The organism is Pseudoalteromonas sp. XMcav1-K, from assembly GCF_044005875.1.
Classification (GTDB): Bacteria; Pseudomonadota; Gammaproteobacteria; order Enterobacterales; family Alteromonadaceae; genus Pseudoalteromonas; species Pseudoalteromonas spongiae.
The window spans coordinates 58,645-79,693 of record NZ_JBIPJE010000033.1 but is presented as its reverse complement, the minus strand read 5'-3'; the positions used below and the strand labels follow the sequence as shown (position 1 = coordinate 79,693).

20 protein-coding genes, 1 tRNA gene and 1 pseudogene are annotated in these 21,049 nt (G+C 41.1%); 12 read left to right on the top strand and 10 right to left on the bottom strand.

Annotation, left to right across the window (positions count from 1 at the left end; genetic code table 11):
- Positions 1-8: 8 nt before the first annotated feature.
- Complete coding sequence (locus ACHSBP_RS05545) at positions 9-455, bottom strand: DUF2141 domain-containing protein (protein WP_157813501.1); 447 nt, start codon at positions 453-455, stop codon at positions 9-11.
- 92 nt (positions 456-547) lie between these two features.
- On the opposite strand from ACHSBP_RS05545, the gene ACHSBP_RS05540 reads away from it, so the two are divergent.
- The 5 genes from ACHSBP_RS05540 to ACHSBP_RS05520 all read left to right on the top strand — a co-directional run bounded on the left by ACHSBP_RS05540 (position 548) and on the right by ACHSBP_RS05520 (position 6,485).
- Positions 548-1,462 (top strand): dialkylrecorsinol condensing enzyme, encoded by a 915-nt coding sequence (locus ACHSBP_RS05540; protein ID WP_395388298.1) that lies wholly within the window; start codon positions 548-550, stop codon positions 1,460-1,462.
- A gap of 5 nt (positions 1,463-1,467) precedes the next feature.
- Positions 1,468-2,616, top strand: a complete 1,149-nt coding sequence (locus ACHSBP_RS05535) for a beta-ketoacyl-ACP synthase III (protein WP_100913966.1) — start codon at positions 1,468-1,470, stop codon at positions 2,614-2,616.
- A gap of 2 nt (positions 2,617-2,618) precedes the next feature.
- Positions 2,619-3,050: a hypothetical protein gene (locus tag ACHSBP_RS05530; protein ID WP_010561845.1), complete on the top strand. Its 432-nt coding sequence runs from the start codon at positions 2,619-2,621 to the stop codon at positions 3,048-3,050.
- The gene (locus ACHSBP_RS05525) at positions 3,019-4,029 is read left to right on the top strand and encodes a BtrH N-terminal domain-containing protein (protein ID WP_010561846.1); all 1,011 of its coding nucleotides are present in this window, start codon (positions 3,019-3,021) and stop codon (positions 4,027-4,029) included. The genes ACHSBP_RS05530 and ACHSBP_RS05525 overlap by 32 nt, the downstream gene beginning before the upstream one ends.
- A gap of 167 nt (positions 4,030-4,196) precedes the next feature.
- Positions 4,197-6,485, top strand: a complete 2,289-nt coding sequence (locus tag ACHSBP_RS05520) for a TonB-dependent siderophore receptor (protein ID WP_010561847.1) — start codon at positions 4,197-4,199, stop codon at positions 6,483-6,485.
- Positions 6,486-6,582: 97 nt separating this feature from the next.
- On the opposite strand, the gene ACHSBP_RS05515 is transcribed toward ACHSBP_RS05520, so the two are convergent.
- On the bottom strand, positions 6,583-7,128 hold the full coding sequence (locus tag ACHSBP_RS05515; RefSeq protein ID WP_010561848.1) for a YfiR/HmsC family protein: 546 nt from the start codon (positions 7,126-7,128) through the stop codon (positions 6,583-6,585).
- A 163-nt stretch (positions 7,129-7,291) separates the two neighbouring features.
- Here ACHSBP_RS05515 and ACHSBP_RS05510 point away from each other — a divergent pair, with 163 nt between their 5' ends.
- On the top strand, positions 7,292-9,964 hold the full coding sequence (locus ACHSBP_RS05510; protein WP_010561849.1) for a hybrid sensor histidine kinase/response regulator: 2,673 nt from the start codon (positions 7,292-7,294) through the stop codon (positions 9,962-9,964).
- Positions 9,965-10,067: 103 nt separating this feature from the next.
- On the opposite strand, the gene rimI is transcribed toward ACHSBP_RS05510, so the two are convergent.
- From rimI to ACHSBP_RS05495, 3 genes are all read right to left on the bottom strand, one after another.
- Positions 10,068-10,514 carry a ribosomal protein S18-alanine N-acetyltransferase gene (rimI, locus tag ACHSBP_RS05505; RefSeq protein ID WP_010561850.1) on the bottom strand — a complete coding sequence of 149 codons (447 nt, stop codon included), beginning with the start codon at positions 10,512-10,514 and terminating at the stop codon, positions 10,068-10,070.
- Entirely contained in the window at positions 10,499-10,717 is a 219-nt protein-coding gene (locus tag ACHSBP_RS05500; RefSeq protein WP_395388297.1) for a hypothetical protein, read from the bottom strand. Before ACHSBP_RS05500 ends, rimI begins: the two co-directional genes overlap by 16 nt.
- Positions 10,718-10,805: 88 nt before the next feature.
- A tRNA-Trp gene (locus tag ACHSBP_RS05495) sits at positions 10,806-10,882 on the bottom strand.
- A gap of 182 nt (positions 10,883-11,064) precedes the next feature.
- Between ACHSBP_RS05495 and ACHSBP_RS05490 the strand changes: the two genes are divergently transcribed.
- Positions 11,065-12,084: a GGDEF domain-containing protein gene (locus ACHSBP_RS05490; protein WP_395388296.1), complete on the top strand. Its 1,020-nt coding sequence runs from the start codon at positions 11,065-11,067 to the stop codon at positions 12,082-12,084.
- 55 nt (positions 12,085-12,139) lie between these two features.
- On the opposite strand, the gene guaA is transcribed toward ACHSBP_RS05490, so the two are convergent.
- Both guaA and guaB read right to left on the bottom strand, forming a co-directional pair.
- The gene (gene guaA, locus ACHSBP_RS05485) at positions 12,140-13,714 is read right to left on the bottom strand and encodes a glutamine-hydrolyzing GMP synthase (RefSeq protein ID WP_395388295.1); all 1,575 of its coding nucleotides are present in this window, start codon (positions 13,712-13,714) and stop codon (positions 12,140-12,142) included.
- Positions 13,715-13,827: 113 nt separating this feature from the next.
- Complete coding sequence (gene guaB / locus ACHSBP_RS05480; protein WP_010561854.1) at positions 13,828-15,297, bottom strand: IMP dehydrogenase; 1,470 nt, start codon at positions 15,295-15,297, stop codon at positions 13,828-13,830.
- 131 nt (positions 15,298-15,428) lie between these two features.
- On the opposite strand from guaB, the gene xseA reads away from it, so the two are divergent.
- The 4 genes from xseA to ACHSBP_RS05460 are packed head-to-tail and all read left to right on the top strand — an operon-like array spanning position 15,429 to position 18,158.
- On the top strand, positions 15,429-16,781 hold the full coding sequence (xseA, locus tag ACHSBP_RS05475) for an exodeoxyribonuclease VII large subunit (protein ID WP_395388294.1): 1,353 nt from the start codon (positions 15,429-15,431) through the stop codon (positions 16,779-16,781).
- A complete protein-coding gene (locus ACHSBP_RS05470) occupies positions 16,771-17,247 on the top strand; it encodes a transcription elongation factor GreAB (protein ID WP_395388293.1) in 477 nt (158 codons plus the stop codon). The genes xseA and ACHSBP_RS05470 overlap by 11 nt, the downstream gene beginning before the upstream one ends.
- Positions 17,248-17,305: 58 nt before the next feature.
- Complete coding sequence (locus ACHSBP_RS05465; protein WP_395388292.1) at positions 17,306-17,806, top strand: hypothetical protein; 501 nt, start codon at positions 17,306-17,308, stop codon at positions 17,804-17,806.
- Positions 17,787-18,158: a hypothetical protein gene (locus ACHSBP_RS05460; RefSeq protein ID WP_395388291.1), complete on the top strand. Its 372-nt coding sequence runs from the start codon at positions 17,787-17,789 to the stop codon at positions 18,156-18,158. Before ACHSBP_RS05465 ends, ACHSBP_RS05460 begins: the two co-directional genes overlap by 20 nt.
- Here ACHSBP_RS05460 and cysE read toward each other — a convergent pair.
- Positions 18,095-18,916 carry a serine O-acetyltransferase gene (gene cysE, locus ACHSBP_RS05455; RefSeq protein WP_100914549.1) on the bottom strand — a complete coding sequence of 274 codons (822 nt, stop codon included), beginning with the start codon at positions 18,914-18,916 and terminating at the stop codon, positions 18,095-18,097. The genes ACHSBP_RS05460 and cysE overlap by 64 nt on opposite strands.
- 175 nt (positions 18,917-19,091) lie before the next feature.
- Between cysE and ACHSBP_RS05450 the strand changes: the two genes are divergently transcribed.
- A complete protein-coding gene (locus tag ACHSBP_RS05450) occupies positions 19,092-20,273 on the top strand; it encodes an MFS transporter (protein WP_395388290.1) in 1,182 nt (393 codons plus the stop codon).
- Here the strand turns inward: ACHSBP_RS05450 and ACHSBP_RS05445 are convergent.
- Both ACHSBP_RS05445 and ACHSBP_RS05440 read right to left on the bottom strand, forming a co-directional pair.
- Positions 20,270-20,962, bottom strand: a complete 693-nt coding sequence (locus ACHSBP_RS05445; RefSeq protein ID WP_395388356.1) for a LysR substrate-binding domain-containing protein — start codon at positions 20,960-20,962, stop codon at positions 20,270-20,272. The two genes, ACHSBP_RS05450 and ACHSBP_RS05445, sit on opposite strands and share 4 nt — an antisense overlap.
- Positions 20,954-21,037: pseudogene (locus ACHSBP_RS05440) on the bottom strand (LysR family transcriptional regulator); the annotation flags it as partial. The pseudogene ACHSBP_RS05440 and the gene ACHSBP_RS05445, both read right to left, overlap by 9 nt.
- Positions 21,038-21,049: the final 12 nt, after the last annotated feature.

Below are 21,049 nucleotides of genomic sequence, written 5' to 3'. Positions count from 1 at the left end.
ATAAACGATTATTTTCGTTTATCTTTCATTAATTTTATTTGGCTTTTACTGTTTTCAGATAATTTAAAGCTGGTTTTGGCAATTTTAGGTTTGCCGCCAAATAACATAGGGTTATTGGAAAAACCTACCGCTTCTTTGGGAATACCTGCGCGAGATAAATCGAGCTTTTGATTGGCGTTTTCGTCCACATATAAACGAACTGCGTACCAAGCCGTTGGCAAGTCGTTAAAATCAACCAAGACATTTTGACCATTAATCGCAATATGCTGCTCTTGATAAGGCGTAAGCGACTGCCAATCTTTTGAATCTTGCGAAAAGCCGAGTTCTGACTGAAAAAGCTGAACATGCAAAGTACCCAAAGCAGCCACATCATTTTCAACCTCGAGTGATAAGCTATTAGCATTGGAGACAGCGCTAAATAAGGCAACCGACAAAATAATACTTCGCTTAAACATTAACATACAAAACATTGTCCAATTAAGATTCACTTAGATATTAATGTTTTATATAATAACTTCTTTTTAATGGAATAAATACTGTCTTAATAATGCGCAAAGTTCTAACTGTTAACTATTCACAAACTGGGCAACTATCAAGCATTTTGGACTCAGTTGTTGGTCCTCTCAAGGAAAATAAAGAGATTACAGTTGATCACTTAGTGATCAAACCTAAGGTAGATTTCCCCTTTCCTTGGCCGTTCGGTCAGTTCTTTCGTGTATTTCCTGAAACCGTCGCAATGGATCCAATTGAGCTAGAACCGTTTGACACTCAATTTGAAAAATACGACTTAATTATCCTTAGTTATCAAGTGTGGTTTTTAACCCCTTCGTTACCAATTTCATCTTTCTTGCAATTACCGCAAACAAAACAGCTTTTTAAAGACACCCCTGTTGTTACATTGATCGGTTGTCGCGGCATGTGGTTATCAGCGCAAGAAAAAATGAAAAAGCTATTAGCCGATGCCGATGCAAACTTGGTCGATAACGTCGTGCTTAGCGATGACTGCGGGGCTGCATTTAGCTTTTTAGCGACACCTCTTTGGATGATGACAGGAAAGAAAAAGCCACTTAGTTGGGTGCCTGCGGCAGGTGTATCACAAACAGATATCGCTGATGCAAAACGCTTTGGTTATGCTATCAGACAACGCTTGTTATTGAATGATACCCAGATTACCCGCCCAATGTTTTTTGGCATGAAGGCAGTTAAGATAAATGAAAAATTGATTGCGAGTGAACGCGTTGGCAACCATAGCTTCTCTATTTGGTCGAAAATTCTTAAAAAGTTCGGCTCACAGCAAAGTTTTGGCCGTGCCGTTGGATTAAGTGTGTATGTTGTATTCTTAGTGACTTTAATCCTCACCGTCGTGCCGATTACCGCAATTATTAAAAAGCTAATAGCGCCGTTAACACGCAAAAAAATTGCAAAACAAAAAGCCTATTACGCTGAACCATCTGGAGAGTAGTACATATGGGAAGTCCTGTTTATATTACAGCGATGGCTGACGCTTTACCGAACCAGCCTGTATCAAACAAAGAAATGGAAAATCTGCTCGGAATGGCTGGCAATAAACCATCTCGAGCGCGCGCTGTAATTTTGCGAAGCAACAAAATTAAGCAACGTTATTACGCAATCGATCCAGAAACCAAAGAAATGACGCACACAAATGCGTCGCTTGCAGCACAAGCAGTAAAAGGCCTTTTTACTGATCCAACTGAACTTAATCAGATTCAAAGTTTAATTGCGAGTACCAGCCAAGCAGACCAAACATTACCTAACCATGGCGTAATGGTGCATGGTGAATTAAACAATCCGCCCTGCGAGGTGGTTTCAACATCAGGCATTTGTTTATGTGGTGTTACCGCACTTAAGTATGCCTACCTGAATATTAAAGCTGAAGAAGTTGAGAACAGCGTGGTGGTTGCCAGTGAAATTGCTTCTAGCATGATGACTGCTAAAAATTTCGATAAAGAATGCCAGCACAAAGTTGAAACACTTGAACAAAACCCTGAAGTAGCCTTTGAAAAAGACTTCTTACGTTGGATGCTGTCTGACGGTGCAGGTGCCGCATTTTTACAAAACAAACCTGTGGCGGGACAACTCAATCTGAGAATTGATTGGATTGATATTATTTCGTATGCCAATGAATTAGAAACCTGTATGTACGCCGGTGCAGTAAAACAAGATGATGGCCAACTTAAAAGCTGGACCCGTTTTTCTGCAGAAGAAGTGACACAACAGTCGATTATGACGGTCAAGCAAGACGTGCGTTTACTGAATGAAAACATTGTAAAATATACCGTAGAAGACGCACTAAGCCGCATCATTGAAAAACGTAAACTCGTTGCCAGTGATTACGCCTTATTTGTACCTCACTACTCATCGGGTTATTTCAGAGAACGTTTATATGCAGGACTTGAAAACATCGACTTTACGATTCCATACGAAAAGTGGTACACCAATTTAACTGAGCGCGGCAACACAGGGTCGGCCTCTATTTTCATTATGTTATCGGAGCTACTGCGCTCGAATACCCTTGAAAAAGGTCAGCAGTTACTTTGTTACATTCCTGAAAGTGGTCGTTTCTCAAGTGGCTTTATGCAGTTAACGGTTGAATAACGGTGAAAAAAGATCAAGTCCCTCAGGACAATTCAAAAATTTACCAAGGGCAATCAAAGCTGGTATATGCCGTTGATGAAACGGGTCATTATGCCGGTGTAAAGTCGTCTGGCTGGGATGTCGAATCATTTGCCACCCAGTATGCTGTTGACGATCTTAATCAACAAGCCGAAGATACGTTAGCCGAGGTCCAGCAAGGCAAGGTTTCAGCACTTAAGTACCATATGCTTTGCGCACGTCACGATGTGTTATCCCTATCTCAAGTTACGGGCTTTTTTCAGTGGCAAATAAAACGCCATTTTAAGCCGCGCGTATTTAACACACTTTCAGCCAAAGCCCTCGCCCGTTACTGCGAGGCACTTGCCATTACCGAACAACAATTAAAGGAAATACCAGAGCAACATGACGCCAGTTTTAAACAACCTAGTGCATAACCAATCTTCACATTGCGAAAGTGGCGTTGTATCAAATATGCTATCAACCAATGGCTTCAACATTTCTGAGCCAATGGCGTTTGGTATTTCATCGGCAATGAGCTTTGCCTATTTGCCATTCGTTAAAGTAGCCGGTATGCCACTGATTGCTTATCGCATGCCACCAAAAACCATTATTAATACAGTGACTAAAAAGCTTGGCATTACCTTGCACCGAGAAAAATTCTCAAGTGCTGACAAAGGTATGGCAAAACTAGATGAGGTTTTAGCCGAAGGCAAAGTAGTTGGTTTACAAACCTCAGTTTATTGGCTGCCCTACTTCCCTGATGAAATGCGCTTTCACTTTAACGCACACAATTTAATGGTTTACGGAATTGATGCTAACGATCACTACCAAATTAGTGACCCTGTTTTTGAACATACTGTAACCTGCCCTAAACGTGATTTAGAAAAAGCACGCTTTAGTAAAGGTGCACTTGCACCAAAAGGCTTAATGTATTGGGTTGATAATGTGCCAAAAGAAGTCGATTTAACACCACATATTTATTCTGGCATAAAGAAAACAGCAAAAATGATGGCTGGTTTACCAGTTCCGGGCATTAACTTGTTTGGCACCCAAGGTATGGAAAAGTTAGCGAAAGATATTGAAAGACTCGATCGCAAACCAAAGAAATGCCGTCATTTATTCTTGGCGCATATTGTACGAATGCAAGAAGAAATCGGCACAGGTGGCGCTGGTTTTCGCTTTATGTTTGCCAGCTTTTTAGATGAAGCTGCAAACTATACAAACAATCAAGCAATGTTTGAAGCATCGCAAATGGCAACTGAAATCGGTGATAACTGGCGTAACCTTGCGTCGCTTGCTGTTAATCACTGCCGCAGTAAGACACCTGTACCACTTAGCGATATCGCGGCGCAGTTACGTGATTGCGCTAAGCAAGAAACAGAACTTAGAGCCCGCTTACTGGCAATTAAATAACCCAGATATTAGTAAGTAATTTCTTTATTACTGCCAACCTTAAGCCTATGTGTCGAGTTGTTTACAACCACTGCCATAGGCTTTTAGCATAAATACCTATTGCAACTAAACTGTGCTATCGTTGACCTATAAATCTAATAATATTCGATATTGAATGTGTAACAGCTATGGCGAGCCGAATTAATTTTCTCAGTGTTGCGATACTTTTAGCTATTTCAGCTCAAGCAAATCATGCTGACGCTATTGATTACGATTTAGAATCTCTACAAGCACTTAGCTTAAAAGACTTGCTCAATGTGCAAGTGCAAACTGCTAGCCGCAAAAAGCGCTCACTTCTTGATGCCCCCGCAAATATTAAAATAGTCACCGCAGAGCAAATAAAGCAACGTGGATACCAAAACCTGATTGATATCTTACGTGATGTACCCGGTTTTGATTTTAGCAATCACTATGATGGTGCTGGGGAATACACTAGCCACAGTATCAATCGTGGGATCGGTGGCACCCCAGGTAATGTGCAATTGCTCATTATGATTGACGGCATTGTACAAAACCATATCGCATTTAATTGGTCGCAGCCTTGGGGCAATCAGCAAATTCTCGCTGATATTGAACGCATTGAAATAGTACAAGGCCCAGGCTCTGCAAGTTATGGTGCCAATGCGTATTCGGGCGTTGTTCACTTTATTACAAAAAGTGCAGCAAACACATCAGGGCAGCGCATGAGCTTACTTGCCGGAGAGCACGGCACACAGTCTGCGCAGTTTATGCTTAACCATCAACTTTCAGAATTGCGCTTGCAACTTGCTGGTCGTTATTTTAAACGCGATGGAGATTCAGGGCTTGAAAGCTACGACCCTGCAGGCTACTTTGCCAATCATTTATTTCCGAATTATCAACTACAGAGTTATAACGCCAACGGCTACACCACAAATACGCCACACCCATTTGCTAACCAATATCAAGGCGCGGGATTTAATAACCAAAGCGATGATTCAGCATTAAGAGGTAAACTAGTTTGGCAAAATCCACATCAGTATAAGCGTGGCATTCAACTCATTAAGGTAGGCTTTAATACTTGGCAGCAGGAACAAGGTCTCGGCAGCTATGTAACAGGTTTTGAATACCAAACACGCGATGCATCGTATAAAAAGCACCAAAGCGCACAGCACTATTACTTAGATTTTGACTATCAATATTCGCCCGAGCTGATATTGCAAACGCGGATATGGCAAAGAGAAAACGAACAAAAACCCGATACCGGCTTTAAGTACAGCTATCGCTTTGTAGATTTAATAAAAAGTTATCATAGCGTGAGTGAGCAACGCGCATTTGAACAACAACTCAATATCTCAAAGCTATACGATATAGACTGGCAAATTGGTTATCGCTTAATGCGCTCAAAGAAAATGGGCCAAGTGGTTTCGCTCGGCGATTATCAAATAGGTCAACAAGCTTCAACATCATCTGATTGGTTAGCGGCAGAGGCTGGATTAGGACTCAATGTATACAGCGAATACCCTCTTGAGCATGTTGATGAACAAGCGGTGTATGTAGAAGCCCAAGGCTACCTAAATGATCGTCTAAATTACACCTTAGGAATGCGCTATGACCACAGTGATGCCTACGGCGGAACAACGAACCCAAGAGCTGCAATTAACTATAACGCCAGCCAGAGCTTAGTGTTTAAACTGCTCTATGGACAAGCCTTCCGCGAGCCAAGTATTTTTGAGCTCAATGATGAGTTTCGTGGCAATCCAAACCTAAAACCAGAACAAGTCAGAACCACTGAGCTTGTTAGCCATTATTTTTACGAACAGCAAAAACACCAGTTAGATATAAAGACAGCATTCTACTACAGCCAAGAAGATAACCGTATTAGGCTAGATATTAGTGATGAGAATAATAATTTCCGCTACGACACTAGCAGAACAGTGAGCTATGAAAACGCAAAACACAGCGACTATTGGGGCATCACGTTAGATACGAGTTATACCTACAATCAAAGTATATCGGCGTACTTTAATTATCATTACTCCGATGGCGACCAAGATTTAACAGCGAATGCGCTTAATCACACCACAGATCACAAAATTAATTGGGGCATTAATTACCGCGTTATGCCAAACCTTACAATTGACTTACGCGCAAATCACCTAATCAATCGCAATGCACCAACCAGTAACGCTTATTTTGATAAGCATGCACCTAGTTTATCGCTATATAACTTAGTGCTATCAGCACCAAATTTAACAATTTCGGGCATAAACCTTACACCACAACTCATTGTTAAAAACCTATTTGATAAAAAATACACCTTGGTTGGTAGGCAAGATGGCGCCAGCGACATTAATGAGTATGATATTGAGCGAAATGCCGATCCTCAGGGTTTCACACCAGCCTATCACCCGCAAATGGGACGCACCCTAGCGTTACAAGTATTGGTAAGCTTTTAATCGACTATTTAAATGAAATTGAAAAGGTAGTTAAGCACGTTAGTACTTATTAAGAGGCGTGTGAAATAAAAGGGTTAATTGTTTAACCTAATAGCGGTTAGTTATAAAGCGTTGCAATATCGAGCACAGTTTTATCCCAGCTAAGTCCTGTTGCATCACTGCTCTTTTTATTAAGAAAGAACATTGGGCGGCCATTTTTAACACTTAGCCCCAATGTAATGCCCTGCTTTACCAAATCAATTTCATTAGTCACCAGCAAGCTATTAAACTTCAAACTATAAATAAGTGCATCACTTAAATTTACTTGGCTATCAAGGTAAATAATATCGTAAGCTTTGTTTGGCAGTGTGTTACCAAACTTAATATCACCTAGCTGCTCGTTGCGCTGTTTGGCCTTTAGTAAATTAAACGCCTGGAACACTGCTTGGTCATTAATAACAAAAATAGAAAGCTTAGGCTTAACTGACAATGCCTTTTCATATGGCATTAACTTGGAAAGTAATACAACCTGCAAATTTGCCGGCAATTCACTGGCCATGCAAAATGTTGATACGCTGAAAAGCACTAACGATAGTACGAATAGCCGTTTTAACTTATTAACTGAGTTTAGCAACACTGTTCGACTATCATCTTGCAGTAACACTTACACATAATGCTTATTTGATACTCCTTTTCGATAAGCTATCGTATTCCAAAACGACAATGCAACATACATGCAAATTATTGTACTGATTGTAATTATATTCTTATACTAGTACAAAAATATGCTAGATTATAGAAGAACTTTTGCTGAAAAATGGAAAACGATGAATAACAACAAGTTGAGTGTAAGACTGCTGTGGTATATTACTCCCCTTGTGATTATTCCTATGGCAATTCAAGGGGTGTTCTCCCTTTCCAACGTTACCAGTTCTTCTGAAAAACAAGCCGAAGCAATTGTTACACGCTTTGTCGAACAGCAAGTATCAAAAAGCCAAAATTACACACAGCTATACAGTTCCATTATTGAGTTACTTTCCGCCTCGCCCGACCTCAGCCAGTATTTAATTTACAGTTACGATGAGCGCAATCGTCCATCAAAACAGCGAACACAATTAGTCTCGGCACTGGTGGATGAATTTGGTAACTACGTCGATTCATTTTCTCATATACTCAGCATTGGTGTAATTAACCCGCAAGGCGAAGTACTAAGTTACTATCCCAAAGCGGTGCTTGAAACACGGGAAAGTTACCCGTTTAGCGAACAGCTGAAAAATAGCCGCAAACAACAAAATTTGTTTTTCGTTACAGAGAACGACAACACCTCGATTTACCTAACCTATCGCTTATTTGATTCACGATTTACGCTCGACTCACCCAAAGTCTTGGGATATTTAATTTTTCATATCAATAACAGTGAAATTGCGAAAAGTGTTGCCAATAACTACTTTTCTGACACGGTCAATTTCATTATGGATAGTTCAGGTAAAATCCTATTCTGCAATCAAGTTGATATTAATAACCGCTATGTATCTGAATTTGAGCTGCAATTACTGAAAAAAACAGCCAATACTGGCCTTTTTAGTCAAGTGGCACTGCGTACGTTAGCTGATGAGAAGCGTATGATCTTAGCGCATTCAATGGGCAATGATTTATACTTTGTGACCGCGCTAAATAAGGAGTCTCTCTATAAAGCAGGTAAAACCATAACCATGTACACCGCATTATTAATTCTTGCGACTGCGGTATTTTTACCTGGCATTATTTTCTTAGTTGTACGTCGCATGCTTTTAAAGCCGATTGAGTCACTTGCCGAAGCTAGCCACAAAGTGGGAGACGGTAACCTCAACGTCAAACTACCAATCGACCGCAGTGACGAATTAGGTATGTTATTTCAAGATTTTAACCATATGGTTAATCAAATTAAGCAATACCAAAATGAATTACTCGACTACCGTGAGCACTTAGAAGAAAAAGTTGTTACGCGTACTCAAGCCATCGCAAAAATTAACAAAAAGCTCGAAAAAGCAATAATTGAAGCTGAGCAAGCTAACCATTTGAAAAGCCGTTTCCTTGCCAATATGAGCCATGAAATTCGCACGCCACTTACGGCAATTATGGGCTTTACCGAAACCATCTTAACGCAAGAATCAAATAACAAAAAAGCCAAGTATTTAAGTACCGTATTGCGCAACTCTAAGCACTTGCTTGAGCTTATTAATAACATTCTCGACCTTTCTAAAATTGAAGCCGATAAACTCGAAGTTGAAACACGTGCATTGGAGCTTATTCCGTTTATTAACGATATTAAAAGCGTGATTGAGCCAATGGCGACGGATAAGAAGCTTACTTTAAGCCTAAATATCGAATACCCGTTACCAAGCATTATTCATAGCGATGAAACGCGTCTTAAACAAATACTGCTCAATATTTGTAGCAACGCCGTTAAGTTTACCGAAAAAGGCGAAGTGGCATTAAACGTTCGTTATTCACCTTCAACTGAGAAACTAATCTTTACCGTGATTGATAGTGGTATCGGTATGTCACAACAAGAACAAGAACGCGCCTTTAAACCATTTGAGCAAGCCGACATCAGTACTACTCGTAAGTTTGGTGGTACAGGGCTAGGTTTATGTATCGCTAAAAACTTAGCACAGATATTGGGTGGCGATATCACTGTAAACAGCAAGCTAAGCGAAGGCAGTACCTTTGAAATAATCGTGGCAACAAACAATCAAAATCAACAAATTACCATGATTAACAGCGCCGATTCAGCTCAAGCAATGTTAAAAGAAGAAGACACAACCCATGCCCAGCAATTTGAAGGAAACATTTTGGTCGCGGAAGATAATAAAGACAACCAAGACCTGATCCGCTTATTGCTCAGTCAATGGGGCATCTCACCTGACTTTGCCAATAATGGCGCAGAAGCAGTAGAGCAAGCATTAACCAATGATTACGACCTCATCCTAATGGATATGCAAATGCCGGTAATGGGTGGCTTAGAAGCGACGGAAATGCTGCGTAATGCAGCCTTTGATGGGCCAATTGTTGCGCTAACGGCAAACGTAATGAAAAACGATGTTGACGCTTACCTAGAAGCAGGGTGTAACAAGGCGCTTGCAAAGCCAATTGATAAATCACAGCTTGAACAAACATTACAACAATTTTTGGCACTTGATCGCAGCAGTCAGCAAAACTGGGAAGAGTTATTCCAAGGCGAGCGTTTTAAACAAATCAGTAGCAATTACAAAGCTAAACTACCTAATTTATTAGAACAAATCGCTCATTTAAATGAGCAACAAGATCTCAATGAATTACTCGCATTAGCCCACAGCATCAAAGGCAGCGCGGGTTGTTTTGGCTTTAATCATATTAGTGATGCCGCCGCGGAATTAGAATCTTGTATTCGCGACCATAATGAAGATGGCCTTGATTATCATATTCTCAAACTTGAGCAAGCAATTATATTTATTCTTAATCTAAAAGAGGAAGATTAGGGCTAGCTAAATATGTGGTTAGGTATAGCGTTGTAAGGGGAATGCTTAACCCAAAATAATGATTCGTTATCTAGATGAATTAATGAAGCAGCTGTTTTTATAACTAAAAACTAAGCGCCATTAATATCGCGTCTTCACGACCAAACTCGCTCGGATAGTAATTTTTACGCACACCTGTTTCAACAAAATCAAATGCAGTGTAAAGATGAATAGCGGCTAGATTCGACTGTCGCACTTCTAAAAATACATTCTCGCCATTTGCCGCTTTTACAACACCCAACAAATGAGTAAGCATAGCTTTAGCAAGCCCTTTACCTTGATATTCAGGGTTAACACAAATATCCATCAGGGTATAATCAGGGCCTACTTGCTCTAAAATGTAAAAGCCTTTCAGAGCATTATTATCAAAGTATCCATACGCGCTGTAACGCCCCAACAAACACGATGCCATTAGTTTTTCAGACATAGGAAAAGCATGGCATTGCTGTTCAATAGCCATTAAATTCTGCAAATAGGTTTGGTCTAATTTTACGATTAAATCTGTTGCCATAACGTGTGCCACAATGCTTTCTTTTGTTCGCCGGTTAATCCCAAATTATTTACTTTTACTAATCCTGCGCTTATTTCAAAAGGCACATTAAGATCAGTAAACACTAGCTTAAATCCGGCTGATTCTAGCATCAAATTAAGGTCAATTTGTAACTGAGCGTTGTTTTGCTGGATTAAATTGTCGCTTTGTTTGAGCTGAAGCAATTCTATATCAAAAATTGTAGCTAACCAGTTTGTAACCATAATGACAAAAAGATTATAAATTTAGAAAGTAAGAAGGTAATAAAAGAAGTGGCAGGGGCGACAGGACTCGAACCCGTAACCGTCGGTTTTGGAGACCGCTGTTCTACCAATTGGAACTACGCCCCTGCAATGACGTCGCATTATAAGGACTCTTTGCTAAAGGTAAAGAAAAAAATAACATAATTCAGTTTGGATGCTTAAAATAACAGCAAAATCAAATTTTACGATTGACCAATAATTATATTTGTTCGAAAATTAATAATTAATTATGAAAAAAATACAGAACGGAGTCTGGAGCAGAGGTAATTTTGCAAAAAGATCTCTTAAACTCGGTCGTAAAAATTACACGACACCGCGATGTAGACTCACTCGAATTAAGCTTATTGTCGACAATTAGTGAATTTCTGCAACCAACAGAAGCTGCACTTTACAAAGACCTTTCACGTTTTAATGGCAAGGGCATAGAGTCGAGTGCCTCCTTGTTATGTGACGAACAGGGAAAAATTCACTGGCGTTCACGCGAGATTATTGAAGAGCCAACAAAAGAGCTGCAATGCTGCCTTGAGTCTGCCTGCACAATCAGCTTGCAAGACAAATCAGGCAACGAAACACGCTGGATCCCCGTCGTGATTGACGACCAAGTATCAGGCGCTGTGTATATTGTTGCTAAACACCTTAGCTCCAGTGAGCAAGTCACGCTAAATGCGCTCTGTCGCATTTATGAAAACTACTTAACCATTCTTAACGAAAGTGAACGCGATAAATTAACCGGCTTACTCAACAGACAAACGTTTGAACGCAAGATAAAACAACTGCTGGAAGACCAGCTACACTCGCATAATACGCCACAATTACAGGGCAACCGTAACAAACGTTATGACGAGTCATCTTGGCTAGCTATTCTTGATATTGACCACTTTAAACAAGTTAATGATACCTACGGACATGTATGCGGTGATGAAGTACTGTTGACGCTTGCGCAAAAAATGCAGCTCTTTTTCCGCTCCAGCGATTTAATTTTCCGCTTTGGTGGTGAAGAGTTTGTCGTAGTATTTGAACCGACAACACTTGAGCATATCACAGCAAAACTGGCAGAATTTCAGCAATATGTGCGAGACAACAAATTTCCATTTGTCGAACAGTTAACATTGAGTATTGGCTTTTCGAGAATGAGCCCTTACGACTTCCCTATTTCGGTGATTGAAAATGCCGACAAAGCGCTCTATGTAGCAAAAAATAGCGGACGAAACCAATGCGTTTATTACGGCGATATTCTCGATGAAGATAGCCAAGAACACCCTTCCGCTGATGACGTCGAATTATTCTAAAACATAAAAAATGCCAGCTACTAGCTGGCATTTTTATATCTAAAACTAAGTAGGATTATTCCCACTCAATTGTCGCTGGCGGCTTACCAGAAATATCGTAAACCACACGCGAAATACCATCGATTTCGTTGATAATACGGTTCGATACTAAACCTAAGAAATCATACGGTAAGTGTGACCAACGCGCTGTCATAAAGTCGATAGTTTCAACACAACGAAGTGATACAACCCAATCATATTTACGCGCATCACCCATTACACCTACAGACTTAACCGGTAGGAAAACGGTGAATGCTTGTGACACTTTATGGTAAAGATCCGCTTTGTGTAGCTCTTCAATAAAGATCGCATCAGCACGACGTAGTAAGTCACAGTATTCTTTCTTAATTTCACCAAGAACACGAACACCTAAGCCTGGACCTGGGAATGGGTGACGGTAAAGCATGTCGTATGGCAGACCCAATTCAAGACCAATTTTACGTACTTCGTCTTTAAATAGTTCACGCAGTGGCTCAACAAGGCCCATTTCCATATCTTCAGGTAAACCACCTACGTTATGGTGAGATTTGATTACGTGCGCTTTACCCGTAGCTGATGCCGCAGATTCAATTACGTCTGGGTAAATTGTACCTTGCGCTAACCATTTAGCATTTTGACGTTTGCCAGCTTCTTCATCGAATACTTCAATGAACGTGTGGCCAATTGACTTGCGCTTAGCTTCTGGCTCATCAATTCCTGCAAGGTTTGCTAGGAAACGATCTTCAGCGTCTACTTTGATAATGTTAAGGCCAAATTTATCGCCAAACATATCCATTACTTGCTGACCTTCATTTAAACGAAGTAAACCGTTATCAACAAATACACACGTAAGCTTGTCACCGATCGCACGGTGAATAAGCATCGCCACAACTGATGAATCAACACCACCTGATAGGCCAAGAATAACTTCGTCATCGCCTACTTTTTCTTTAATACGCGCAACCGCATCTTCAATAATTGATGCTGGTGTCCATAACTTTTCACAGCCACAAATATCAATTACGAAACGCTCAAGCAAACGCTGACCTTGATGCGTATGCGTTACTTCTGGGTGGAATTGTACACCGTAGAATTTTTTCTCTTCCCAAGACATCGCTGCATGTGGGCAAGTATCTGTTTTAGCTGATGTTACAAACGTTTCAGGAATTTCAATAACCTTGTCGCCGTGGCTCATCCAAACGTCAAGTTTGCCAATGCCATCTTCGATGTGATCTTCAATTGCATCAAATAGCGCACAGTTACCTACTTTTTCAACTTTCGCGTAACCAAACTCTTTTTTATCTGAGCTGTGTACTTGACCACCAAGTTGCATTGCCATTGTTTGCATGCCGTAACAAATACCAAGTACCGGTACGCCAGCATTAAATACATACTCAGGCGCGCGTGGACTATTTTCTTCGGTCGTTGACTCAGGGCCACCCGATAAAATAATACCTTGCGGGTTAAATTCGCGAATTTGCTCTTCGGTTACATCCCATGCCCATAGTTCACAGTAAACACCGATTTCACGAATGCGGCGGGCGATAAGCTGAGTGTATTGCGAACCGAAATCTAAAATCAGTACGCGAGAATCATGAATATTTTTGCTCATTAGTTGTCTCTTTCTAAAAATCCAACAACTCGATTGAAAACGGCAATTTCAATCGGGATACAATTAACTAAGGCTAGCAAAAAGCTAGCCTTATCGATAAATAAAAGCGCGAATTACCCTAAACGGTAGTTAGGAGCTTCTTTTGTGATTTGTACGTCGTGAACGTGCGATTCACCCATACCTGCAGCGGTAACACGTACAAATTGCGGCTTAGTATTAAGCTCTTCAATTGTTGCACAACCAGTAAGACCCATAGCGCTGCGAATACCACCAACCTGTTGGTGAATAATGTTAGCAATAGGACCTTTATACGCTACGCGACCTTCAATACCTTCAGGTACTAGCTTCTCTTCTGATTTAGCATCTTGGAAGTAACGGTCAGATGAACCTTCTTTTTGGTTCATTGCACCTAAGCTGCCCATACCACGGTAAGATTTGTAGTAACGGCCTTGATAAAGCTCAACTTCACCTGGTGCTTCTTCCGTACCAGCTAGCATAGAACCAACCATCACCAGTGATGCCCCCGCAACAAGTGCTTTCGCAATATCACCAGAGAAACGAATACCACCGTCAGCAATAACCGGAATATCACGGCCTTTTAAGCCTTCAACGGCATCTGAAATTGCAGTAATTTGCGGAACACCACAACCTGTTACGATACGCGTAGTACAAATTGAACCTGGACCAATACCTACTTTAACAGCGTTTGCACCAGCATCAGCAAGTGCTACTGCGCCTTCAGCTGTTGCTACGTTACCTGCAACGATTTGTAAATCTGGGAATGCTTCACGGGTTGCTTTTACGCGGTCGATAACACCTTGTGAGTGACCGTGAGAAGTATCGATAAGCAGAATATCAACACCCGCTTCAACTAATGCAGCAATACGCTCATCTGTGCCTGCGCCAACACCAACAGCCGCACCTACACGTAAACGACCTTGTTCGTCTTTACATGCATTTGGTTTATCTTGTGCTTTTTGGTAATCCTTAACAGTAATCATGCCTTTAAGTTTAAAGTCATCATTAACAACTAAGATTTTTTCGATACGGTGCTCGTGCATTAGGCCTAAAATCGTTTCACGATCTGCGCCTTCTTTTACTGTTACCAGCTGCTCTTTCTTAGTCATTACTGTTGAAACAGGTTGGTCTAGTTTTGTTTCAAAACGCATATCGCGGCTTGTAACAATACCAACTAGGTTGTTTTCAGCATCAACAACAGGGAAACCTGAGAAACCTTTATCGTGTGCTAATTGAAGTGCACCGGCAATTGTCAGGTCTGCAGTAACAGTAACTGGGTGAGAAACAATGCCCGCCTCATACGTTTTAACTTTACGTACATTGGCAGCTTGCTCTGCAATTGTCATGTTCTTGTGAATGAAACCAAGACCACCTTCTTGCGCTAACGCAATCGCTAAACGCGCTTCAGTAACTGTATCCATAGATGCAGAAACGATTGGCAGATTTAGTTCAATTGTTTTCGTTAGACGAGTTTTAAGGTTAGCTGTATGTGGTAATACAGTTGAGTGGCCTGGTACTAATAGTACGTCATCAAAGGTTAAAGCTTCTTTAGCGATCCTAAGCATTTGCAACTTCTCATGATATCTGTGGGTGTAGGGAGTTGCGGGTGGATTTTATCAGCGAATTTCATTCTAGTAAAATAAAATTTAATGTTTTGTGGTAGAATATTTTCCATTCAGCGCTAAATCATACTGTTATGTTGCAAAATCAGATACAAAAAGTTTATACCGTTTCCTTGCTCAATAAAGAGATACGCTACTTACTCGAACAAAATTTCTTTTCATTGCAACTCACAGGTGAAATATCTAATTTTATTTCGCCGAGTTCAGGCCATTGGTATTTCAGTTTAAAAGACGATAACGCACAAATTCGCGCAGCCATGTGGCGGGGTAATAATAGAAGTGCCACATTTAAACCAAAAAATGGCGACCAAGTACTGGTGCGTGCTCGCGTATCACTTTACGAACCTCGCGGCGATTATCAGCTTATTGTGGAGCACATCGAGCCTGCAGGTGAAGGTCAGTTAAAACAACAGTTTGACGCGCTTAAAATGCAACTTGCTGGCGAAGGCTTATTTGCCAGTGAATTTAAAAAGCCTTTGCCCAACAATATTCGCCGTTTAGGGGTTATTACCTCACCTACTGGCGCAGCAATTAAAGATATTCTCACCGTATTGGAAAAGCGTGCGCCGCAACTAGAGGTAGTAATTTACCCAGCATTGGTGCAAGGAAATGAAGCGCATCTGCAACTTATTGAACAATTACAGCTCGCTAATCAGCGCAATGAAGTGGATGTCATTATTCTTGGACGCGGCGGCGGCTCAATGGAAGATTTATGGTGCTTTAACCACGAAACGCTCGCGCGCGCTATTTTCGCGTCTCAGCTGCCTATAGTAAGTGCTGTTGGTCATGAAATTGATACCACTATTTCAGATTATGTTGCAGACTTACGTGCAGCAACACCATCGCAAGCGGCCGAAATTGTCAGTCCAGATAAAAATCACTTAGTGCAAAACATCGATGTGCTACAAAATCGATTGCACCACTTTATGACAAAGCGCCTGCAAAATGCTGCCCACAGCTACCAAGTACTGGAACAGCGTTTGCTGCGTTACCACCCTAGTAACCAATTAAATCAGCAGTCTCAGTTACGAGATGAGCTTGAAATGCGCTTACTCAACAGTATCCAACGAAAATTAGAGCAAGCAAAATATACGCAACATACATTGCAAAATAAACTCGAAAAAACCACACCTGAAAAGCGATTAAGTCACGCGCAGCAACAGTTGCATAATCTGGTTAGCAGGCTTCAAAGCAGTCAAGCAAAACAATTAGAGTCTGCAGAAAAACAACTTGCGGTATTGGCGGCAAAACTCAATGCCACCAGCCCGCTTGCGGTATTAGCGCGCGGCTACTCTATGACGCAAAAAGATTCTAGCGTGGTCACCTCTGTCTCTCAAATTGCCGAAGGCGACAGCATTGTTACGCAATTTGCCGATGGCACTGTTACCAGTAAAGTCTCACATGTAAATGCTAACAATGATCAATAAATCAATTATCAAACAGGCTCTTATTGAGCAACTTGAGGCGAGCTTGTCGGTTGCAGTGCAATCGGCAAAACACGCACATCAAGATGCCACTCACGAGCAAAGTAAGGCCGAAACCCAATACGACAGCCTCGGCATCGAGATGGCTTACTTAGCTGAAGGGCAAAGTAAACGCATTGAAGCGCTTAGGCAAGAAATTCAGGTACTTAAAGAATCGATAGAGCCAATTAGCAATCAGAAAATACAACTAGGCCATTTAATTAAGCTCGAAAATTGTGACGATGAAAATGTGTTATGGGTTTATATTTTAGCCGTTGCAGGTGGTAATAAAGTCACTCTAAATAATGTTGATATTCAAATTGTTACACCAAGTGCCCCCATAGCTAAAAAGCTGCTAAAGCAATCGATTGACGATATTGTTAGCTTTGACTGGCAAGCAACTGAATATGAAATTATCGAAGTTGTTTGAGTGTTATCGATAAGTGTGTTTTATTTAAATTATAAGTGTTATCGATTGGTGTAACCTGATGTATCGCATATCCTTTTTCATCGTGTTGATGACTATTTGCTTACCAGCGTTTTGCTGTGAAATAACCATGGGTTATCGCACAAGTGCACGATTACCACTTATCGCCGCAATGCCATCCAATCAAGGGCTCTACAAAGCCATATATCAACGAGCTGCACAAAATATTAACTGTAAGTTAGTCATAAAGCGCGCGCCAAAAAAACGCACTATTAAACTGCTTAACGAAGGTGCCATCGACTTTTATCCCGGTTATGGCTTTAGTCAGACGCGCAGTGAATTTACTCACTTTTTCGAAAATGGCCTCACCAGTCATAGCGTGGTGATCACACACCGAGATGTTGCCAAGATAGATAATTTAAAACAACTGGAAAACAAAGTACTGTTAAAGCCCTATGGTGGCAGGAAGTCGGCCATTGAAGAGCGAGATATAATGGTGCGATACGGGCAAGATTTAGGTATCGCCGATGCAATCAAAGTAATTGAAAAAAAAGCAGGCTGACTTTTTTATTTACAACAAAGCGTCGATTGATTATTACCTAGCGCAGCAGCCAAATGCACAGATTAAAATTCACGACTGCTGTTATTTAGCAAAACCAATGCATTTTGGGTTTTCAAGAAAGTCGAAGCACTATGAATCGTCGCTCAACCCAAACTACTTGCCAGAGCAAGCTGTGTCGGTCAACAACGTACCTTATTTGGTAAATGAAAGAAGCGTTGCCAGCGCATTCGCTAACGCGGTCAAAGCACTGGCCGAAAGTGGAGTGATTAAACAGTTAGAGCAGCAATATTACAGTGCAGCACTCGACAGTGAACAACCAGCCTCTTCAGACATATCAGCAACAAAACACTGATCCATGGTTTCTGCAGGGCAACCTGTTGTGGTTTTGCCAACCACTTTAGCTGGCACTCCGACGACAGTAGTATGCGCATCAACATCAGCAATTACGACTGAGCCCGCGCCAATTTTCGCATCTTCACCAACATCAATGTTACCTAGTACTTTTGCTCCCGCACCTATTAATACGCCGTGGCGGATTTTCGGGTGACGATCGCCTTGTTCATTACCTGTACCACCTAACGTAACCCCTTGCAGAATCGATACGTTATCTTCAATAACGGCGGTTTCGCCAACTACAATGCCAGTTGCGTGGTCAAACATAATGCCTTTACCCACTTTACATGCAGGGTGAATATCAACACCAAACACTTCTGAGTTGCGGCTTTGAATAAATTGCGCGAGCTCTTTTCGGTCTTGGCGCCATAGGCAGTGTGCTAAGCGATGTACTTGAATTGACTGAAAGCCTTTTAGATTCAATAGCACGGTTAGGTAGTTATCAACCGCAGGGTCGCGATCACGCACCGCTTTAATATCGTGCGCAACGTTATCAAGCATGGTGTCGCAATTAACAAATGCTTGATCGAATAACTCACGGAAAGTGAAAGCTGAGACTACCGCATCAGATAATTTATTAGCGACAATAAAGCTTAATGCAGACCCTAGGCACTCATGGTTAAGTACACACGAATAAACGTGACTTGCCAATAACGGCTCTTTTCTTACTAAGGCTTCCGCTTCTTTACGTAATTCTTGCCAAATTGTATGACGCATAACAACACCAATCACTTTAACTACTTTTAGCTGTATAGCTTAATTTTAAACGAGTTTAACGCTTTTTGTTAACTTGAGTAAGTAATTAAAGATAAGTTGTTAGACTGATTTATTTGCCTTTAGATAAATGTGTGCTAGAAATAGTCCCCTTCATAACCAAACTCAGCCTCTAAATATGAACAAAAATGTTGTACTTTTAGCCTTTTGCCAAGGACTTATCACAACCGGTAATATTTTGCTTGTGACCATTTCAGCCCTTGTTGGAAAAGCGCTAAGCCCGAGTACCACATTTATTACTTTTCCCGTTGCCATGCAAATGTTGGGGCTACTAGTTACTACAATTCCTGCGTCGCTGATAATGGCGAAAACAGGGCGAAAGCTGGGCTTTAGTTTGGGCAATAGCATTGGCATTAGCGGCGCCGTGCTTGGCTTTTTTAGTTTATTGGCAAGCCAGTTTTGGTTATTTAGCTTCGCCACTTTTTTAATTGGGATTGGTATTGGCTTTGCTACGCTGTATCGTTTTGCAGCAATTGAAGCCAGTGACAAACCTGCTGTGGCAATATCTACAGTGATGGCAAGTGGTGTTGTAGCCGCGATACTCGGCCCTAATTTAGCAGTATGGGTAAACCATCACTACCCAACATTAAACTACGCCAATGCGTTTATTGCCCTTGCGTTTTTGTATTCAATTGCGCTGCTGCTATTACAGCTCGTTAAATTTAATGAGGTTCCACATAGCCAAAATAATGGTGAAAGCAGACCATTAAAAGCCATTATTAGCGCGCCTAAGTTTATGACTGCAGTGTTTATTGCCATGGTGAGTTACACGGTAATGAACTTATTGATGACAGCAACGCCACTGGCGATGCATCGTCATGGCTTTGATTTAGCACAGTCGGCACTGGTGATTGAATGGCATGTATTAGGCATGTTTTTACCGTCATTTTTTAGTGGTAAATTAATAGAGCGATTTGGCCAGGTCACCATGATGTATGCGGGAATTGTTTTAATCGCCCTTTGCTGCTTTGTGAACCTATTTGGCTTAAGTCATTGGCACTTTTTAGCTGCGCTCTTTTTACTGGGTGTAGGTTGGAATTTTATGTTTATCAGTGCGACTCAAATGGTAAGCCAAACTTACCAACCGCAAGAGCGCGCAAAAGCCCAAGCCACCAATGAATTTTTAGTGTTTAGCATGGTAACCCTCTCTGCATTAAGTGCAGGTTGGTTAGAAGCAACCGTAGGTTGGCAGACTTTAAACCTTGTTACCTTACCGATTTTACTTATCACAATTACATGGTTAACAGTTTATAAGTTAAAACAAAAAGGTAACTTACAAACCAATTTAAAAGCGAGTTAAAGGCAAAATAACCGTTCTAACCAAGTAAAAAGCAGTTTAAGTTCATCGCGCTCACTGAAATCTTTATGAGTAACAAAATAATAGCTAAAAGGCAGTGTTATTTGCTCACTGCCAATACGCTCCAGTTGGTTTTGAGATATCGCATGTTTCGCTAATTGATGCCAAGCCAATGTCTTACCCTGCTCATGCTGCGCTGCACTTAATGCAAGCCCCACCTCATCAAAAACCAAACAGGGTGATTGCATGGGAAGATTAAAGTGCTTTTGCCAATGTTGCCAGCTTATACCACCGGGCTTGTCTTCCATTCCTGCAGCATAATGAATCAAAGGCAATTCATGCTGCATTTCATAAACATTTGGCGCACATACCGGATAAACCACTTCATTTGCCAGTTTTTCAGCAACCGCATTCGCATATTTGCCATTACCAAAATGAATATGACAGTCTATATTTTGCTGCTCAAAATTTACGATTTGATGCTGGCTAATAAAATGTATTTGATAGTTGGGTAGCAAAGCTTGCAGTTCGGCTAATTTATTCACCAATACACAAGAAACAACACTCGGGATCGCCGCTATAACCAGCTTTTTTACTTTAGGTGCTTGCGCTTTCTCAATACCAAACTCTATTTCTGAAAAGGCTTTTTTAACTGAGCTATAAAGCTGCTTAGCTTCGCAGGTAAGTGCCACACCTTTTGATTTGCGAATCAACAACTTCACATCTAAATGCGTTTCTAACTGCTTCATTTGATGACTTACTGCACTTGGCGTAAGGTG

Excerpts from the sequence above, each read along its gene's own strand:
- ACHSBP_RS05540 (WP_395388298.1), top strand. The coding sequence starts at position 548 with ATGCGCAAAGTTCTAACTGTTAACTATTCACAAACTGGGCAACTATCA.
- ACHSBP_RS05450 (WP_395388290.1), top strand. The coding sequence starts at position 19,092 with ATGAACAAAAATGTTGTACTTTTAGCCTTTTGCCAAGGACTTATCACA.
- ACHSBP_RS05535 (WP_100913966.1), top strand. The coding sequence starts at position 1,468 with ATGGGAAGTCCTGTTTATATTACAGCGATGGCTGACGCTTTACCGAAC.
- guaA (WP_395388295.1), bottom strand. The coding sequence starts at position 13,714 with ATGAGCAAAAATATTCATGATTCTCGCGTACTGATTTTAGATTTCGGT.
- ACHSBP_RS05470 (WP_395388293.1), top strand. The coding sequence starts at position 16,771 with ATGATCAATAAATCAATTATCAAACAGGCTCTTATTGAGCAACTTGAG.
- cysE (WP_100914549.1), bottom strand. The coding sequence starts at position 18,916 with ATGCGTCATACAATTTGGCAAGAATTACGTAAAGAAGCGGAAGCCTTA.
- ACHSBP_RS05465 (WP_395388292.1), top strand. The coding sequence starts at position 17,306 with ATGTATCGCATATCCTTTTTCATCGTGTTGATGACTATTTGCTTACCA.
- ACHSBP_RS05520 (WP_010561847.1), top strand. The coding sequence starts at position 4,197 with ATGGCGAGCCGAATTAATTTTCTCAGTGTTGCGATACTTTTAGCTATT.
- xseA (WP_395388294.1), top strand. The coding sequence starts at position 15,429 with ATGTTGCAAAATCAGATACAAAAAGTTTATACCGTTTCCTTGCTCAAT.
- ACHSBP_RS05545 (WP_157813501.1), bottom strand. The coding sequence starts at position 455 with ATGTTTAAGCGAAGTATTATTTTGTCGGTTGCCTTATTTAGCGCTGTC.
- ACHSBP_RS05525 (WP_010561846.1), top strand. The coding sequence starts at position 3,019 with ATGACGCCAGTTTTAAACAACCTAGTGCATAACCAATCTTCACATTGC.
- ACHSBP_RS05510 (WP_010561849.1), top strand. The coding sequence starts at position 7,292 with ATGAATAACAACAAGTTGAGTGTAAGACTGCTGTGGTATATTACTCCC.
- guaB (WP_010561854.1), bottom strand. The coding sequence starts at position 15,297 with ATGCTTAGGATCGCTAAAGAAGCTTTAACCTTTGATGACGTACTATTA.
- rimI (WP_010561850.1), bottom strand. The coding sequence starts at position 10,514 with ATGGCAACAGATTTAATCGTAAAATTAGACCAAACCTATTTGCAGAAT.